At 44.8% G+C, this 18,860-nt stretch carries 16 protein-coding genes; all 16 read left to right on the top strand.

Translation table 11 applies throughout. The features are described 5' to 3' along the window. Positions 1 to 5 precede the first annotated feature (5 nt). The 16 genes from dtd (at position 6) to CXM95_RS16155 (ending at position 18,833) form a co-directional block, all read left to right on the top strand. Positions 6 to 452: a D-aminoacyl-tRNA deacylase gene (dtd, locus tag CXM95_RS16235; RefSeq protein WP_008382058.1), complete on the top strand. Its 447-nt coding sequence runs from the start codon at positions 6 to 8 to the stop codon at positions 450 to 452. 313 nt (positions 453 to 765) lie between these two features. Next, positions 766 to 2,316 (top strand): ABC transporter permease, encoded by a 1,551-nt coding sequence (locus tag CXM95_RS16230; protein WP_016621953.1) that lies wholly within the window; start codon positions 766 to 768, stop codon positions 2,314 to 2,316. A gap of 12 nt (positions 2,317 to 2,328) precedes the next feature. After that, positions 2,329 to 3,003: an ABC transporter ATP-binding protein gene (locus CXM95_RS16225; protein WP_005227776.1), complete on the top strand. Its 675-nt coding sequence runs from the start codon at positions 2,329 to 2,331 to the stop codon at positions 3,001 to 3,003. Next, entirely contained in the window at positions 2,996 to 4,543 is a 1,548-nt protein-coding gene (locus CXM95_RS16220) for a PASTA domain-containing protein (protein WP_005233477.1), read from the top strand. Before CXM95_RS16225 ends, CXM95_RS16220 begins: the two co-directional genes overlap by 8 nt. Positions 4,544 to 4,729: 186 nt before the next feature. Further along, entirely contained in the window at positions 4,730 to 6,469 is a 1,740-nt protein-coding gene (locus CXM95_RS16215) for an ABC transporter ATP-binding protein (protein WP_042890682.1), read from the top strand. Then, positions 6,408 to 8,330 (top strand): ABC transporter ATP-binding protein, encoded by a 1,923-nt coding sequence (locus CXM95_RS16210; RefSeq protein WP_228085046.1) that lies wholly within the window; start codon positions 6,408 to 6,410, stop codon positions 8,328 to 8,330. The genes CXM95_RS16215 and CXM95_RS16210 overlap by 62 nt, the downstream gene beginning before the upstream one ends. 201 nt (positions 8,331 to 8,531) lie before the next feature. Continuing rightward, positions 8,532 to 9,026 (top strand): methylated-DNA--[protein]-cysteine S-methyltransferase, encoded by a 495-nt coding sequence (locus CXM95_RS16200; protein ID WP_005233483.1) that lies wholly within the window; start codon positions 8,532 to 8,534, stop codon positions 9,024 to 9,026. A gap of 103 nt (positions 9,027 to 9,129) precedes the next feature. Then, positions 9,130 to 10,635 (top strand): phosphoglucomutase, encoded by a 1,506-nt coding sequence (locus CXM95_RS16195; protein WP_005233485.1) that lies wholly within the window; start codon positions 9,130 to 9,132, stop codon positions 10,633 to 10,635. A 19-nt stretch (positions 10,636 to 10,654) separates the two neighbouring features. Beyond that, complete coding sequence (locus tag CXM95_RS16190) at positions 10,655 to 10,858, top strand: hypothetical protein (RefSeq protein ID WP_005227790.1); 204 nt, start codon at positions 10,655 to 10,657, stop codon at positions 10,856 to 10,858. A 159-nt stretch (positions 10,859 to 11,017) separates the two neighbouring features. Then, on the top strand, positions 11,018 to 11,692 hold the full coding sequence (gene sapR / locus CXM95_RS16185; protein ID WP_005227794.1) for a two-component system response regulator SapR: 675 nt from the start codon (positions 11,018 to 11,020) through the stop codon (positions 11,690 to 11,692). Then, entirely contained in the window at positions 11,689 to 12,726 is a 1,038-nt protein-coding gene (sapS, locus tag CXM95_RS16180) for a two-component system sensor histidine kinase SapS (RefSeq protein ID WP_016621950.1), read from the top strand. Before sapR ends, sapS begins: the two co-directional genes overlap by 4 nt. A gap of 115 nt (positions 12,727 to 12,841) precedes the next feature. Further along, the gene (locus CXM95_RS16175) at positions 12,842 to 13,708 is read left to right on the top strand and encodes a GRP family sugar transporter (protein WP_008379298.1); all 867 of its coding nucleotides are present in this window, start codon (positions 12,842 to 12,844) and stop codon (positions 13,706 to 13,708) included. A gap of 23 nt (positions 13,709 to 13,731) precedes the next feature. Further along, positions 13,732 to 15,117, top strand: coding sequence for an APC family permease (locus CXM95_RS16170; protein WP_005233503.1), 1,386 nt, complete (start codon positions 13,732 to 13,734; stop codon positions 15,115 to 15,117). A 274-nt stretch (positions 15,118 to 15,391) separates the two neighbouring features. Beyond that, positions 15,392 to 16,840 (top strand): ABC transporter permease, encoded by a 1,449-nt coding sequence (locus CXM95_RS16165; RefSeq protein WP_016621948.1) that lies wholly within the window; start codon positions 15,392 to 15,394, stop codon positions 16,838 to 16,840. A 12-nt stretch (positions 16,841 to 16,852) separates the two neighbouring features. Further along, on the top strand, positions 16,853 to 17,527 hold the full coding sequence (locus CXM95_RS16160; protein ID WP_008379303.1) for an ABC transporter ATP-binding protein: 675 nt from the start codon (positions 16,853 to 16,855) through the stop codon (positions 17,525 to 17,527). Further along, positions 17,520 to 18,833 (top strand): PASTA domain-containing protein, encoded by a 1,314-nt coding sequence (locus CXM95_RS16155; RefSeq protein ID WP_086298412.1) that lies wholly within the window; start codon positions 17,520 to 17,522, stop codon positions 18,831 to 18,833. The genes CXM95_RS16160 and CXM95_RS16155 overlap by 8 nt, the downstream gene beginning before the upstream one ends. The last annotated feature ends 27 nt before the right edge of the window (positions 18,834 to 18,860 follow it).

The following is an 18,860-nucleotide window of genomic DNA, read 5'->3' as shown; positions in this document are numbered from 1 at the left end:
AAAGAATGCGGGCAGTGATCCAGCGAGTCAGTCAAGCAAGCGTGTCGATTGAGGACAATATCGTCGGTGCGATCCAACAAGGGTTCATGGTTTTGTTGGGGATCACCCATGAGGATACAGGCGACGATGTGGCTTATCTCGTAAGAAAAATCAAAAATCTGCGGGTTTTTGAAGACGAAGAGGGCAAAATGAATCGGTCACTGGAAAGCATAAACGGCGCGGTCTTGAGTATTTCACAGTTCACCCTTTATGGGGAGACCAAGAAAGGCAATCGCCCTAGTTTCATTCAAGCGGCACCGCCAAGTATTGCGACCCCGCTTTACGAAGCCTTTAATGAAGGTTTACAAGCCGAAGGCATCACTGTTGCTACTGGAAAATTTGGCGCAGATATGCAAGTCGCCTTGGTCAATGATGGCCCGGTGACGATCGTGATCGATACGAAAGAAAAATAGGGAATACAAAACGAAGGATTTTCTCGCTGGAAAAGAGTCGGAGAATTCCTTCGTTTTTTTTATACTCTCGAAAGCGCTAAGCATTTTTGATGGAATCCAAGTGAAATCTAAGTTGAAATCGGGAAATCTTACAAAACTGTTAGCAAAAATTCCATTCTTTTATTTGTTATTTAACATCTTTTTCTTGTTCTTTTATAAGGGTTATTAAATGGAAATATCTTTTTCACCCGTTTTTTAATATTTTAAATTCGAAAAACGATCCTTTATTGCGATTGTTCTTGAGGGAGAAGTATGGAATAATTGTTAAAAAATAATGTCACTGGAGGAAATAACAATGAACTTTTGGCAGCGTGCAATAAAGAGTATCACCAGAAGAAAAGGGAAATCATTTATTTTATTTTTAGTTCTATTTATTTTAGGCAATGTGATCGCTGGTGCTGTAGCAATTCAACAATCCACTGCCAACGTGGAGCGAGAGACGAAACGCAAAATGGGGAACGTAGCTACGGTGGAAATGGATTGGGAAGGTTTTGAAAAAGACCATGCGGATGCTTCGGAGGAAGAGCAGTCACAAGAAGATTTTTATCCGAAACCACCAGCGCTGGATCTTTATGAGCAAATCGGTCAATTAAGCTATGTGAAATATTTTGATTACCAAAATCAAGCTTGGTTAGAAACAACAAAATTGAAAGCCTATACGCCGGAGGATGGATCGGTCGGCATGGGTGGCAACTACTTCTCTTTGAAGGGCGGAAATTTGGTTGAGCCATTAGACATGCAAGAAGGCTTGATTCGCTTGGAGGAAGGCGAGGGATTGACAGAAAAAGATGTCAGTGAATTGACGAACGCGGTATTGATCAGTAAAGAGATCGCAGAATTGAATAACCTGAGTGTCGGTGATCAATTGGTATGGGATACACGGGCAGAAGTCATGATGGAAGGTGGTTCAAGCGAGGGAGTAAGTGATGATAGTGAGGATGCGACGGACGAAACGGCTGAGAGTGGCAATCGTGTCGCGACCTTTGATTATCCCGTGACCATTGCAGGGATCTTTTCTGTAATTAAAAAGGATCAAAGCAATCAAAGTAGTTCATCAGATCAAAGTGATTCACAAAATAGTGATCAGGTATGGCAAGTGATGGAACAAATCAATACCTTTTATGCTAGCAATAATTTAGTGCAAGATTTTAACAAATTGCAGTCTGAAAAACTTTGGGGTCAAGAAGTGATCGAAGAAGAGTCAGACGCCTATTATCAACCGATCTTTGTCCTAAATTCAACGGATGACGTCGAAGCCTTTAAACAAGAAGCCGGTGCGTTATTGCCCCAATATTATCGTATCATTGCTAATACGGATCAATACGAGCAGATCGCCGGTGGCTTTACTCGGTTAGGGGTGATCGCAAATTACATCGTGATCATTGCGTCGATCGCAACCATCTTTATTATTTCCTTAGTGGTCTTGCTTTTCTTACGAGATCGGAAACAAGAATTGGGCATCTATCTCTCCTTAGGGGAAAGCCGTGGGAAAGTCATTGGACAGATCGTGATTGAAGTCTTGCTGGTTAGTTTAGCCGCACTGCTATTGTCCTTAGTGACCGGGAACTTATTAGGTGGTGCCGTTTCAAATACCTTGATGCAAAACGATTGGATGAGTAATCAAAATGATATGGGCGGTGTTTATTCTGGCGGTTTGATGGCAGCTGATATTGATTACATGGATATCAAGAATGCCTATCAAGTGTCCTTCTCAGCAGGCTACATCATTACGTATCTGCTGTTAGGTTTAGGAACCGTCTTGTTCTCAGCTATTTTACCGCTGTTGTATATTTTACGCTTGAATCCAAAGAAAATCATGATGTAGGAGGAACCAACGATGACTTTATTAGAAACCAAAGCAGTCGATTACTATTACCAAGACGGCGATCAGCGCCGCTATATACTGAAAGAGACCTCTGTTTCTTTTGAAAAAGGGACTTTCTATGCCATCTTAGGGCAATCTGGTTCGGGAAAAACGACGTTTTTATCCTTGATCAGTGCGTTGGATAGTCCGAAAAGCGGTCAAGTACTTTATGAAGGCACCGATATCGAAAAAATTGGGCATGAAAATTATCGCCGCGACGACATCAGTATCATTTTCCAAAGCTATAATCTGATTCCCTATTTAAGTGCAGTTGAAAATGTCTTAGTGCCGATGGCGATCACGAAAAATCAGCTGCCAGACAATCAGCGAGAAGTGGCATACAATTTACTGGATTATATAGGCATCACCAAAGAAAAAGCCGATCGGCTCGTCAATCAATTATCTGGTGGAGAACAACAGCGGGTAGCGATCGCCCGGGCGTTAGCCACCAATGTCGATATCATTTTAGCGGACGAACCAACGGGGAATTTGGATGAAGAAATGGAACAAGAGATCATCGATATCTTTAAGGAGCTGGCACACGTCCACAACAAATGTGTGATCGTCGTGACCCACGCTAACGAGATCGCTCAACAAGCGGATGAAGTCTTGTATTTACGTAAAGGTGTGTTGAGTAAACATGAGTGATTTTTTATCAAATTTTAGCCCGGACAACTATGATGGCAAAAAGAAATCCGCTGGCAATAGCGAGAAAAAAACTAGCGAACCTGTCGGAGATCAAAATGCAAGAGGCGCGGAGCAAGCGAGCAAACCAGCGGAGCCAACGACGGTTCACCAATCAGAAGAGCCGACAGCTAGTGAGCCGATGAGTCGCTCGGCAGCCCGTCAACAAACACAGACGACTGAAGCAAAAGCGGCGAGTTCTGGGACTGAGAAGGTAGCATCAAAGGAACCAGTCAGCCGTTTTGGTAAAGAAGAAACGGAATTTGATCCGACCTACAAAAAGCGTCAGCAGAAAAAAATCTTGCTGATTGCTTTACTGACCGCCTTGGCGGTTGCCGTGATCGGGATCGTCTATTATCAGATGACCCATGTGAAGGTGCCGGATTTCACTGCCCAAGATCTGTCAGAAGCGCGGACGTGGGGCATGGAAGAAGGCGTCGCTATCAAAGTGGAGCAAGAATATGACTTTGACAAAGACGTCAACCAAGTAATCGACCAAAGTGTCGACCCTGAGAAAAAAATCAAGAAGGGTGCCACACTGACACTGACGGCGAGTCTCGGGCCTGATCCTGAAGAACGCTTAGAGCTACCGGATTTTTCAGCGATGCAAGTGACCGAAGCAAAAGATTGGATCGCTAGCAATAAAGCCGAAAACCTCTCTTTGATCGAACAATTTGACGACAATGTAGCAGCAGAAGCTTTTATCAAACAAGAGGCGGCCAACAAAGAGCTTGATTTAGCCGAATACAAACGCAAAGACCGTTTGAGTGTCTACTATTCAAAGGGCAAAGAAGTCTTTGAAAAAAATATTGAAGTACCTGATTTTACAGGCAAAGCCAAAAGTGAAGCTTCTGAATGGGCGAAAAAGAATGACTTGAAATACAAAGAAGAAACCGTCTTTTCTGACAGTGTCGCCCTGGATCTGGTCGTTTCACAAGAACCAGTCAAAGGCAGCAAACTTGCGAAAAAAGAAGAATTTGTGGTGAAGGTCTCAAAAGGCCAAGCTTTGACCGTTCCAGATTTTTCACAATACACGATCGAAGAAGCCCAAGGACTAGAATCAAAAATCCCGCTGCAAGTCAGCACGGTCTATTCCGATCAAGTGGCGTATGGTAGTTTCTTGAGTCAGTCGGAGGAAGCGGGCAAAGAGTACAGCGAAAGCGATACTTTGCCAACTGTCAAAGTCGTCTACTCATTAGGCAGACCGTATTTGAAAGACATCCGTTTCCAAGCAACGGAAGGCGACTTGCCAAAACTATTCTTTGATGAATACAAATCAAAAGGCGCCAATGTCTATTACGAAATCTACTATGTCGATTCGGCGGAACCAAAAGGAACCGTCGTTGAAATGAGCCGCTACGGCGAGTTCATTCCCCTAGAAACGTGGATCACCATCGGTATCAGCCGCGGCAATCTGCAAGGCAGTACCCAAACACCGCCGGCAGAGGATGGCGGGGAGGCGGATGAACCGGTCAGTACCGCTAGTTCATCTGCTGCCGAATAATCTCGCAACCGACACTTTTTCACACAGCATCAAAAGGTAAGCACCCTTCCTTGGAAGGGTGTTTTTACTTACTAATTGTAAAAAAAACACGAGCGAGCCGCTTGAAATCGCTGGATCGATAAAGTAAACTTGATGGTAACGAGAAAAAATGGCTCCGCAGTGCCATCTATAGAAGGGACGAAACAAATGATAAAAAAATTACTCGCGAATGTTGGCAGCTATAAGAAGGACAGCTTGCTGACCCCTGTGTATGTAGCAGGAGAGGTTGCCTTAGATGTCATTATGCCCCTGATCATGGCCATGATGATCGACCAAGGGATCGAAAAAGGAGACGCCGGTGTGATTCTAAGAGATGGCGGCTTGCTTTTTTTATGTTCCTTGATCGCATTACTTTTAGGAACGCTTGGCGGACGAACGGCAGCGATCGCTTCGGCTGGTTTTGCCCGCAACCTGCGGCACAATCTGTTTCGCCGAATCCAAGATTTTTCCTTTTCAAACATTGACCGCTTTTCTTCCTCCAGTTTGATCACCCGCTTGACCACTGACGTGACCAACGTCCAAAATGCGTATCAAATGATTATTCGTATTCTGGTCCGCAGTCCGTTAGTTCTGATTTTCTCACTTGCAATGGTTAGCACCATCAGCCCAGAACTTATGACGATCTACTTAGTTGTTTTACCGATCTTAGCGATTGGCCTTGCCTTAGTGATTCGTTTTGCCCACCCGCTATTTCTAAAAGTATTCCGCATTTATGACCGCTTGAATAATGTGGTGCAAGAGAATCTACAAGGGGTTCGCGTTGTGAAATCGTATGTCCGGGAAGAACAACAAGAAGAACTGTTTGGCGAAGTGTCCACCGATGTTTATCGGAATTTCACTCTCGCGCAACGAATCGTCTCTTTTAACATGCCATTGATGCAATTTGCAGTCTATACATGTATGTTGCTCTTGTCATGGTTTGGTGCCCAGTTGATCGTGGAACAAAGTAGCCTGACGACTGGTGAATTAGTCAGCATGTTCAACTACACGATGCAGATTTTGATGAGCTTGATGATGATGTCGATGGCTTTCGTGCAGATTTTGATCGCACGAACGTCGGCAGAACGGGTCGTGGAAGTATTAGATGAAGAAAGTGACTTGAAAAATCCCGCCGAACCAGTCAAAGAAATCAAAGACGGCTCCATCATTTTTGAAAATGTCGGCTTTAGTTACGCCAATGACAAAAACAAGTTGGCGCTGATTGATGCGAATCTACGCATCGAATCCGGTGAAGTCATTGGGATCATTGGTGGAACCGGGAGCGGGAAATCCACCCTCGTCCAGCTGATCCCCCGCTTATATGATGTGATTGAAGGGCGTGTCATCGTCGGCGGTCATGATGTTCGCGACTATGATTTAGAAGCATTGCGGGACCAAGTAAGTATGGTCTTGCAAAACAATGTACTCTTTAGCGGCACCATCAACGACAATTTACGTTGGGGCAATGAAGAGGCGTCGGATGAAGAGATCCAGCGCGTGGCGACGATCGCACAAGCCGATCCTTTCATTCAAGAGTTTCCTGATAAATATGAAACGCAGATCTCACAAGGAGGGAACAATGTTTCCGGTGGGCAAAAACAACGGTTGACGATTGCCCGTGCCTTATTAAAGAAACCGAAAATCTTGATTCTCGATGATTCTACTAGTGCCGTCGACACCAAAACCGATCGCAGTATCCGCGAAGGCTTGAAACGAGAAATTCCGGGAACGACGACGATCATTATTTCCCAACGGATCAATTCGATCGAAGACGCCGACCGGATCATCGTAATGGATGATGGCAAAATCAATGGCATCGGTACCCACGAAGAATTGTTGGCAAACAATGCCATCTATCAAGAAGTGTACCATTCGCAGCAGAAAGGATTTGGTGAAGGTGAAGAATAGACAAGCAGCAAATCCCAAGCGTACATTAAAACGTTTATTGCGAACGATGTTTGGCGACTACAAAGGACAACTCCTATTCGTCGTTGTTATGATCTTGTTAAGTGCTTTTGCCAACGTTCGTGGTTCGTTGTTTTTACAAGTCGTGATCGACGATCATATCACACCGCTTTTAGGGCAAGCCAATCCTGATTTTGGCGGCTTGTTTCGGGCGATCGTCCAAATGGCGATCATCTACCTGATTGGGATCTTGGCCGCACTGATCTATAACTTTATGATGGTCAAGATCAGTGAGGGCACGCAAAAAAAAATCCGTGACCAAATGTTTACACATATGCAGTCTCTACCAGTCGGCTACTTTGATGCCCGCTCAGATGGCGACATCATGAGTCACTTTACCAACGATACGGATACGTTGCGTCAAATGATCTCCCAAAGTATTCCAAACTTGATGATGGCGGCGGTAACCTTTTGTTCTGTCTTTATCGCCATGTTCTCCATCAGTGTTCCATTGACTCTGTTCGTGATGCTGTCGGTTATTTTGATGCTGAATGTGATCCGCATCATTTCTCGCCGCAGCGGCCGCTTCTTTGGCGCACAGCAACGAGATTTAGGCGCTGTCAACGGGTATATCGAAGAAATGATGCACGGACAAAAAGTCGTCAAAATCTTCAATCATGAAAAAATCGTCATGGAAGAATTTGATGCCTTAAATGATCAACTGCAAGAAAGTGCCACTAAAGCCAATGTCAATGCCAATACCTTGATGCCGATCATGATGAACTTACTAAATGTCCAATATGTCTTGATCGCCATCATTGGTGGCCTGTTTGCCATCAATGGTGTTTCTGGACTGACGGTCGGGATGATCGCTTCTTTCTTGCAACTGAGCCGTTCATTGAATGGCCCTATCAGCCAAGTATCACAACAAATCAACTTTGTGATCATGGCATTAGCCGGTGCTGAGCGAATTTTCAACCTATTAGATGAAACGCCAGAAATCGATCATGGCTACGTCACACTGGTCAATGCCAAATGGTCGCAAGGTCAACTAGTTGAAACCAAAGAACGAACAGGCACGTGGGCGTGGAAACATCCCCACGAGGATGGAACCATTACCTATACGGAAGTGACGGGAGACGTGCGATTTGAAGATGTTGATTTCGGCTATGTCGATAATCAACTGGTCTTACATGAGATCAATCTGTATGCAGAGCCTGGGCAAAAAGTTGCCTTTGTTGGTGCAACAGGTGCTGGTAAGACAACGATCACCAATCTGATCAATCGATTCTACAACATCCAAGACGGGAAGATTCGCTATGATGGTATCAATATTGAAAAAATCCATCTGGAATCCCTCCGTCGCTCATTAGGAATCGTTTTGCAAGACACCCATTTGTTTACTGGAACGATTCGCGAGAATATTCGCTTCGGAAAACTGGATGCTAGTGATGAAGAAGTGCTGGCAGCAGCGAAACTAGCCAATGCCGACATGTTTATCAATCATTTGCCAGAAAAATACGACACCGTGATCACGGGCGATGGCGAAGGGCTTTCCCAAGGTCAACGGCAGCTGTTGGCAATTGCTCGCGCAGCGATCGCTGATCCGCCAGTGATGATCTTAGACGAAGCCACCTCAAGCATCGATACCCGTACAGAGCGGATCGTCCAATCAGGGATGGATCGTTTGATGTCTGGACGGACCGTGTTTGTGATCGCCCATCGATTGTCTACAATCCAAAACTCCGATGCCATCATGGTGATGGATCATGGCCGTATCATTGAGCGGGGGACCCATGAAACGCTGTTGGCAGAAAAAGGCACCTATTATCAGCTATATACTGGGAAAATCGAATTGGATTGATTCTGCCATTGCTACGGCTTGAAGCTGCAGCGACTGGCGATCTGCCTATTTTCCCCTTGTTTGCAACGACCGATTGGCAGTAAGCCAGTCGGTTTTTTTGCGCAGCTCGAAAAAATGGTATACTGTCACTGAGACAGCCGTAGAACGGCGGCAGCACGTAAGCAGTTGTGCTGCGGAAAATGGATTCCACGAGGTGAAAATATGAAACTAGCATTGGCAAAGATCGTTTTAGACGAAGAATGGTATGAGGTGGTCCAATCGGAAAAAGGGCTAGTGTATTTTGGTCGGCAGCAGGATCATCATGAATTACTCAAATTCTTTCCATTGGCTGAAATCAGTAGTATAGCTGACCTTGATCCAGTAATTGAAACGCAGCTGCAAGCTTATTTTGCAGGGGAACCAGTGACGTTTACTTTTGCGTTTGATTTTGTAGGGACACCGTTTCAACAAACCGTTTGGCAAGCACTGACCCAAATTCCTTATGGTGAAACCACTACGTACAGTGACTTGGCGCTGCGCATTCAACGTCCGACCGCTGTCCGAGCTGTCGCCAACGCAGTGGGGCGTAACCCAATGATGATCGTGGTTCCTTGTCATCGGGTGTTAGGAAAAAACGGCCGCTTGACGGGGTATCGGGGCGGGTTAGCAACCAAACGCCGACTACTGCAACTGGAAGGGATTCCGTTTAAAGAATAAGGAAAGCAAACTATTTATAGTAAAAAATACTAAAAAGCAATTTCATTTCCTTTTTTCTCTGGTATAATAAAATTGATTCCGGTTACAAGAAGGGGTGGAGGAAATGAACATCGTTGATTTGCAAAATGGTTCTGATATTCGAGGGATTGCGATCGCAACAGAAAAAGAACAGGTGACGCTGACGGAGCAAGCGGTTCGGCAAGTTGCTTCGGGCTTGCGCAACTGGTTGGAAACAAAGGGCAGCGGACCTTTTCGCGTGGCAGTCGGTCGTGACAGTCGCTTGAGTGGCGAAGCACTGCAAGAAGTGTTGATGGCACAGCTGCAGCAAGAAGGCGTGGCAGTGATCGATTGTGGCTTGGCAACGACACCAGCCATGTTTATGAGCACACAGTTTGCGGATTTCGACTGTGATGCTGGTGTGATGCTGACAGCTAGTCATTTGCCTTATTACTTTAATGGAATAAAAATTTTCAGCCGCCAAGGCGGTGCCGAAAAAATGGATATCCACTATATTTTGACCCACACTACCGTTCATGAGGCAGCGGAAAAAGGAAGCTATCAGCAAAAAGACCTGCTGACGCCCTATGCCCAAGATCTACTGCAAAAAATTCGCCAAGGGATGGGAACCAATGAGGAAAAACCTTTGGCTGGATTAAAGATCATTGTTGATGCAGGCAATGGTGCCGGCGGCTTTTTTGCTGAAAAAGTGTTGCTGCCGCTAGGGGCAGATACGAATGGCTCGCAATTTTTAGAACCGGATGGGCATTTTCCCAATCATATCCCTAATCCAGACAATAAAGAGGCGATGGCAAGTATTCGTGAAGCCGTCTTACGAGAACAAGCCGATCTAGGCATTATTTTCGATACCGATGTCGACCGCTCGGCTGTCGTGACCAAAAGCGGTGAGCCCTTGAACCGCAACAATATGATTGCTGTATTAAGCAAGATCATCTTAGCGGAACACCCAGGCACGCGCATCGTCACCAATTCGCCAACCTCCAATCATTTAAAAACTTTTATCGAAGCACTGGGAGGACAGCAAGTACGCTATATTTCTGGCTACCGCAATGTGATCAACAAAGCGATTGAATTGAATGAAGCAGGACTGGACACACAGTTAGCCATCGAAACCAGCGGGCATGCCGCGTTTAAAGAAAATTTCTTTTTAGATGACGGGGCGTACGTGATCGCCAAGCTCTTGATGATGCTGCCACAATTGCAACAGCAAGGCACGACACTGGATGAGCTGATCGCGGCGTTGCAACAACCCGCCGAGACCCAAGAATTGCGCTTTGCGATCCAAAAAGCCGACTATCAAGACTATGGTCGCCAAGTGATCGCGGATTTAGCCGATCATTTGCTGCCAGGCTGGCAGATCGATCCAGAAAATGAGGAAGGCATTCGCATCAACTTGACAGCGCCCTATGGCCAAGGCTGGTTCTTGCTGCGAATGAGCTTGCACGAACCACTGCTGGTGCTGCAGATCGAAAATGATGAAGCGGGTCATCTACCGGCAGTCGTTCAAGCAATCGGTCGCTTCCTATCGCAGTATGAAGCCATCGATCAAAGCAAACTGACACAGTTTTTAGCACAGCAACCAAAAATTTGAAGAAAAGCAGGGAACTAAAATGGTGATCTTGATGCTGCTGATCATGGCAGTGACGTATGGTGTGAATTTTTTCTTGTTTCGTTATTTGAACAAACGACCAAAAATCGATGTCGTTGAACGGTTATCAATGCTATTAGGTGTCAACATGAGTGTGCTTTTTTTCGATGGGATTTTATTGTTTATCGGAAAACTACTAATTGAGACTGTTGAGATCATCGAGTAACCTAGTCGTCCGTTTTTTGTTTGCCTCTTCACTGATTCCTCAGGACAGTGAAGAGGTTTTTTAGGGTTTGCTAAAAACGGCGATTAATGTTCGCATTCGTTTTTGATATTTGATAAAGTAAAGAGGAGAAAATTACGCAAAGTGAGGGAATTCACGGATATGGCAAAAATAATGGTAGTAGAAGATGAAGCGGTGATTCGCCAACTGATTATCGAAGAACTAGAAAAATGGCAGTTTGAGACCTTTGGCACGACGGATTTCCATCAAGTGTTGACTGACTTTGAAGAACAAGAGCCCCAACTGATTTTACTGGATATTAATTTGCCGGTTTTTGATGGCTACTATTGGTGTCAAAAAATCCGCGAAGCTTCCAAAGTACCAATCATTTTTATTTCCAGTCGCAATACCAATATGGATATGATCATGGCCATGAATATGGGGGCGGACGATTTTGTGACAAAACCTTTTGAGATCGACGTTCTGATTGCAAAAATCAATGCCTTATTGCGCCGTTCCTACAACTATGTAGAAAGCAGCAGCGAGACGTTAGTGCATAACGGTTTGACCCTCAATATCGACAACAGCAGCATGTATATCAATGGCGAAAGCATCGATCTTAGCAAAAACGAATACCGCCTGCTGTATATTTTGATGAAAAATCACGGCAAGATTTTAAGTCGTGAAAAACTCTTGCGGGCCTTATGGGATGACGAGCGTTTTGTAGATGACAATACCTTGACGGTCAATATCAATCGTTTGCGACGAAAAATCGAACAAGCGGGGATGAATGGCTACATTGAAACCAAGGTTGGTCAAGGGTATATCGTACCATGACAAAGTGGCGGGTTTTGCGCAGTTTTTTGAAAGATCGTTGGCTGCTGTTTATTGGCTGGCTGGTCTTTTTCGTGTTGACGGTCTTAGTTTTTTGGCTGACTCCTCATTCCCCGATGGATTGGGGTACAGTCGGCTATCTCTTTTTGATGCAAAGTGTCTTGATGGTGTTCTTTTTGGCAATCAGCTACTTATCTAAGCGGCGTTTTTGGCAAAAAATCACCCCCAAGCCCGGAGACAGCTTGCTGCAAAACTACTTGCAAGGAGCACGCTCGGCGGAAGAAGAACGGATCGAATCTTACATCAATCAGTTGATCCGAGAGCACCAAGAATTGATGCAGCAAGTCGTCAGCAATCAAGAAGAACAAAAGGAATACATCGATTCGTGGGTCCATGAAATCAAAGTACCTTTAGCCGCATCACGATTGCTTTTGCATTCGATCGAATTTGATATTCCAGATGAAAAATTCATCTTACTAGAAAATGAATTGAACCGCATGAACGAATACGTCGAGCAAGTCTTGTACGTCGCCCGTTTGGACAGCTTTTCAAAAGATTATCTGGTCCAAGAAATTTCATTGAAAGCCGTCATCCAGCCGGTTTTACGCAGTCAGGCAAATTATTTTATCCAAAAGAACCTGCACTATGCCGTTGAAGGTGAGGATCAGCAAGTGTTGACCGATGAAAAATGGCTCGGCTTTATCTTTCGACAATTGGTCAGCAATGCCGTTAAGTACACACCACAAAATGGGCAGCTGACAATTCGGATCGAAAAAGATGCCCAAGGAACCTATCTCCACTTGCAAGATAGTGGGATCGGCATTCCTAAAGAAGACATGCGTCGCATCTTTGATAAAGGCTTTACGGGCGAAAATGGGCGCCAAACGGACACCCACTCGACGGGATTAGGGCTCTTTTTAGCGAAAAGTTTAGCGAAGGAATTAGGCATCGAGCTAACGGCTTCGTCGACAGTTGGAAAAGGAACCACCATGACGCTGTTCTTTCCCTTGTTGAGTTATTATGAGGAAAAACGCTAATCTGCTTTTTTTCGAGTATCTTTTTGTGTTTTTTGACAAAAATCACTTGTCCCTAGAACGTTTTCACTGATACACTAAAGCCTGTGTTTAAAATTGAATGGTAAGGATGAATGAAATGGAGATACTCGTTGCATTAGTACCAATGTTTGCGTGGGGCAGCATTGGTTTAGTAAGTGCCAAACTTGGCGGGGATGCGAACCAGCAAACGCTAGGAATGACGATTGGTGCCTTTTTCTTTTCTCTGGTCGTATATTTTGTGACGATGCCAGTGATTGATGGAAAGGTGATTTTGATCGGTCTTTTGTCTGGTCTCTTTTGGTCCGTCGGTCAAAACGGTCAATTCCATGGCATGAAATATTTAGGTGTGTCTGTTGGACTGCCGCTTTCAACCGGCATGCAGCTGATTTTAAATACGGTCGCCGGTGCATTGTTTTTTGCGGAATGGACCCAGACCCGCGATTATGCATTAGGTGTTAGCGCGTTGATCTTATTGGTGATCGGGGCTTATCTGACCGCTCGCCAAGATGGTGAAAGTCCGGTAGAAGCCGGCAGCAAGATGCTTGATTTTCCTAAAGGATTTCGGGCATTGATCTCATCCACTATTGGGTACGGCGCCTATACGATTTTGATTACTTGGGCAGGATTGGACCCATTGGCGATCATTTTGCCACAAAGTGTCGGGATGCTGATCGGTGCCAGCCTATTTGCTTTAAGAAAGACGAAGGTCGACCGTTTTGTAGGGAAAAATACCTTGTCAGGATTGTTATGGGGCATCGGCAATGTCTGCATGCTGATCACGGTTCAGCAAGTCGGACTAGCGGTGGGCTTCTCATTGTCGCAGATGGGAATCATCATTTCAACGCTAGGCGGGATTTTTATTCTCGGCGAAAAGAAAACCAAAAAAGAACTGCGGTATGTGGTGATTGGTTGTCTGCTGGTGATTATCGGCGGTGTTTTGCTGGGGTATATGAAAGCAACATAAACGTATATTTTTGAGGAGGAGTTATGGATTTATTTCGAAAAAAAGTCATACAACGGGAAAGTGTGACGAATTTAAAAAAAGAGTTGAAGTTAAAAGATTTGATTATGTTGGGGATCGGCGCCATTATCGGCACAGGTATCTTTGTTGTTACAGGGACTGCTTCTGCTGAGTATGCCGGACCGGCATTGATTCTTTCCTTTGTTGTAGCTGGTATCGTTGTTGTGTTATCAGGGCTTTCTTTTGCGGAATTTGCTTCTCGGATCCCCGTTTTAGGGGGCGCCTATTCGTATCTGTATGTCGTTTTTGGTGAATTTACCGCGTGGCTGGCAGGCTGGTTTTTGATTTGCGAGTTCTTATTGGCCGTTTCTTCGGTGGCATCTGGCTGGTCAGGCTATGTGCAAGGCTTTTTGGCCAGTGCGGATATCCATTTACCAACTGCGTTGACGGGCGGTTATGACCCAAGCAAGGGGACCTACATTGATTTGATCGCTGGTTTAGTCATTATTTTTGTAACCTTGTGGGTCAGCCAAGAAGCGAAAAAAGCGTTACGTTTGAACAATGCCATGGTATGGGTCAAATTCGGCGTGATCCTCTTGTTTATCGTCTTTGGTGCCTTTTTCGTGGAACCAGACAACTGGCAGCCCTTTATGCCCTTTGGTTTTTCAGGCGTTTTTAATGGTGCAGCGTTAGTTTTCTTTGCTTTTCTTGGCTTTGATGCCGTCGCAATGGCGGCGGAAGAAGTCGAAGATGCCAAGAAAAATGTCCCTCGAGGAATCATTGGTTCCATTGCGATCGCAACTGTCCTTTATATCATTGTCACACTGATCATGACGGGAATCGTTCCGTTTGCTGAATTAGGAGTCAATGATCCGGTAGCTTTTGCGATGCGTTATGTCGGTCATGGGGTTGTCGGATCAATCATTTCTGTGGGTGCGATCTTGACCTTATTAACAGTGACGATCGCTATGATGTACTCCTTGGCGCGTCTGTTATATGCCATCAGTAAAGATGGGTTATTGCCAAAAGCGATGCAAGCCATTGATCCAAAGCATCAAACACCAAAGAAAGCGACCTACATCGCGGGTGTTTTTGCTTTCTTCTTTGCGGCAGCTTTCCCATTGAATATCTTGGCAGAATTGACCAACATTGCGGCATTGTCGTATATGATCTTAATGTCCTTAGGAATCATCAAGCTGCGGAAGATGATGGGCCCACCTGCTAAAGGCGAATTCAAAGTACCACTGGTACCGTTATTGCCTTTGTTGTCCGTTGCCAGCTGTCTCTTCTTGATGACCCGTCTACAAACGGCGACCTGGATCGTTTTTGGGATCTCCTTAGTGATCGGAATCGCGATCTATTTTGTATATGGCTATCGTAACAGCGAATTAAATGAGAAAATTGACGAATAGGATTGTGAAAAGGCAAAGACCCGGATGCGGTTTTTGTCTTTTTTTATGTAAATATAGCCGAGCTTCCTATAAGCAGCGTTTTAGGAGGCTTTTTTTGTTATTCAAATAGTGGTCATTTCTGGTGCTGATCATTGCAATGACAGTCTTTCTTGATCAAAAGTCCTCTATGAATCTGCTTTTTTTTGAGAAATTTTCCAAATGACAGATTCGCTAAAGGTTCATCCAGTATGCTTTTGTTAGAGAAAAAAAGAGAGGATGTTGGCAATTGAATTATATGAAACGGGCATGGCTGAGTGTGACGAGAAAGCGAGGAAAATCTGCAATATTGTTTGCTGTTATTCTAATTTTAGGAAATGTGATCGCTGGCGCAATTGCGGTCAATCAGTCGACTCAAAATGTCGAAAAGCAGATCAAAAACCAATTAGGTTCCCTCGCAACGATCGATATCGACTATGAATCCTTGATGGCAAATAGTGAGGGCGGCGCAAGTATGGAGGAGATTCAGCCGCTGCCGGAGGAGCTGATCAAACAAATTGGCGAGCGCTCGGAAGTCAAACAGTATGACTATTTGCGAGAAGCATCGATTGCTGTTGAAAACTTCAAACCTTATCGTTTTAGTCGTCAAGAAGATGATGACAATGTCATGATCGTTGGGGGCATGCTTTCCTTGATCCATTTGGCAGGAACCAATCTCTTAAAGCCGCTAGACTTTGAAGAAGGTACGGTGAATTTAACACAGGGACGCTTCTTCACTGAAGAGGAACAGCGTACCGGAAAACGTGTGGGGTTGATTTCTGAAGAGTTGGCTCAGGAAAACGGCTTAGCCGTCGGTGACACCATGGTCTTAGATGGACAGTTTATCGACTATTCGTCTGGTGAAGAGACAGAGAAACAAAAAGGCAATGATTACCCAATTGAAATCGTCGGGATCTTTAAAAACACAAATTTAGAAAAAGCGAATGAAAAAAATGATAATTCGAGTTCGTCCTTTTTTGATGATAGTCCCTTCAATCGTATCTATATGCCAAATGATGCTGTGAAAACGATTGTTGAAGAGGAACGTGCGGGGCAACAAGCGGCATTTCCAGCGACAGATCCTGGTTCTGATAAGGATTTCTTTACCCCGCAATTTATTTTGAATCAACCAGAAGATGCAGAACAATTCAAACAAGAGGTGACACCACTCTTGCCAAATGGCTATAAGGTCAATGCTTCTACGGATGAGTATGACCGTGTGGGAACCAGTATGAATCGCTTATCACAAATTTCCTCGTATGTCGTAGTGATTGCGGTGATTGCTTCCTTGATTATTATCTCCTTGATCATTGTCTTGTTTACCCGAGATCGTAAATATGAGTTAGGTATCTACCTTTCGTTAGGGGAACGCCGGAAATACGTGTTTGCACAGATTGTGATCGAACTCCTGTTGATTGGTGTCAGTGCAATGCTGATCTCCTTGGTTACAGGGAATATGCTGGGCAAGATGGTTTCTGAATCTTTGTTAACCAGCAGTATGCTAGAGGCAAACCAGACAGGGATGGAACAATTCTTTGTGGGTGCACCGAAAATCGACCAAGCGACGATCAACGAGGCGTTTCGCGTTCAATATACCTTATCTTATGTGATCGCCTTTTTAGCGACTGGGATCGTGACGATCTTGCTTTCGGCAGTGGTGCCGCTGTTGTATATTTTACGGTTGAATCCGAAAAAAATCATGCTGTAAGGAGCGATGAACATGGCAATTTTAGAAACAAAAGACATGACGTATTACTACCAAGATGGCGAGAATCGCCGGAAAATTTTAGATAAAACCAATATCTCCTTTGAAAAAGGCAAATTTTACACGATCTTAGGAAAATCAGGCTCAGGAAAGACCACTTTTCTTTCCTTGATCAGTGCATTGGATCAGCCAACCGATGGGGAAGTGTTTTTTGAAGAAAAAAATATCAAAACGATCGGTTATGAAGAATATCGCCGCAACAAAATCAGTTTGATTTTTCAAAGTTACAACTTGATCCCTTATTTGACGGCTTTAGAAAACGTCCTTGTTTCGATGGCGATTTCAGACAACAAACTCCCGGATCAGCATGATCAAATTGCGTATCGTTTGCTGGACTATATCGGCATCAATTCCACGAAAGCCGATCGTTTCGTCAATCAGCTTTCCGGTGGGGAACAGCAGCGGGTCGCCATCGCTCGTGCTTTAGCGACCAACGTTGATATCATTTTAGCCGATGAACCTACCGGGAATTTGGATGAAGGCATGGAACAAGAAATCGTGGATATTTTTAAAGAACTAGCGGCGATCCACAACAAGTGCATCATCGTAGTGACCCATTCGACCGAGATCGCCAAGCAGTCAGATCAGACTTTTTACTTAAAAAAAGGTGCGTTGACGGCCTATGAGTGATTTTTTATCGAAGTTTGAAGAAGAACCGAAACAGCCAGACAAGGGATCAGCAGCAGCCGAAGTACCTTCTTCCCGTGCTTCCCGCAAAGAAAAAGGTTCAGCTTCTTTAGAAGAGGGGATCGAACATGATCCCTCCTTCAAAAAGAAGCGGCGAAAAAAACGACTGCTAGGGTTAGCTGCCTTGCTTGGACTCTTTATACTCAGCGGCTTTTTATTTTTCCAATTGGCGTATGTCCGGTTGGATAACTTTGTGGACAAAGAGATCTCAGAGGTCAGAGAATGGGCAGCGGAACATGATCTTGCGGTTGATGTCACACCAGCCTATGATGAAGCCCCAGCCAATCAAGTGATCGCCCAAGCAGAAGCCGCCAGAAGTCGAGTCAGAAAAAGAAGCACCCTGCATCTAACCGTGAGCCAAGGACCTGATCCAGAAGAGAAATTGGCATTGCCAGACTTTATGGAAATGACGAGGGACGAGGCAGCAGAGTGGATCGAAAAAAATCAAGCAAGCAATTTGACGATCGTCGATGAATACCACGATGAGATCGAGGAAAAAGCACCGATTCGAGTAGAATTTACCAATAAAGAAGTCTCACGAGAGAACTATCATCGTCGAGATGTCGGACGAGTCTTTTATTCCAAAGGCGAAGAAACCTTTGAAAAAGATATTGAAGTACCAGACTTTAGTGATAAAACCCGTGCAGAGGTAGAAACATGGGGGAAAGCCCATGAGCTGGAGCTTGAAGTCAAAGAACAGGCTTCGGATACTGTGGAAGAAGGCAAGGTCATTGAACAAAGCGTGGCACCAAAAGAAAAAATCGCGAAACGGGATGCGTTTCAAGTAACGATTTCCCTAGGGAAAGGGGTCACCGTACCAGACTTTTCAACGATTTTACCAGATGATGCCCAGGCCGCTGTTGAGGGTGTCACTGTGCGGATGCGGATGCAGTTTACTCAGAGTCTGCCCTATGGACAATTGATCTCGCAAAGTGAGACCGCCGGGACCGTCTTAACCAGCAAAGATGACCAAGGCATTGAAGTCGTCTATTCGGCAGGTCAACCTTATATCAAAGATTACCGTCGAAGCGAGATCCTTGAAGGGGATCTGCAAAAACTCTTCTTTGATGAATTCCGTTCAAAAGGGGCGAACATCAGCTATCAAGTCCGTTATGTCAATTCAGCAGAACCCTACGGGACAATCGTGGGGATGAGCAAGTTCAATCAGTTTTTACCGTTAGAAGATACGATTACCTTCGATATCAGCTTAGGCAATCAGACAGCCCCAGCGGCATCTGATTCTGAATAGTCGCTTTCTTTTTTAGTCAACCTGCAA

The sequence above is a fragment of the Enterococcus sp. CR-Ec1 genome (assembly GCF_002850555.1).
Lineage (GTDB): Bacteria > Bacillota > Bacilli > Lactobacillales > Enterococcaceae > Enterococcus_D > Enterococcus_D entomosocium.
Note: the sequence above shows the minus strand (reverse complement) of the source record. Positions and strands in the feature narration are given on the sequence as shown.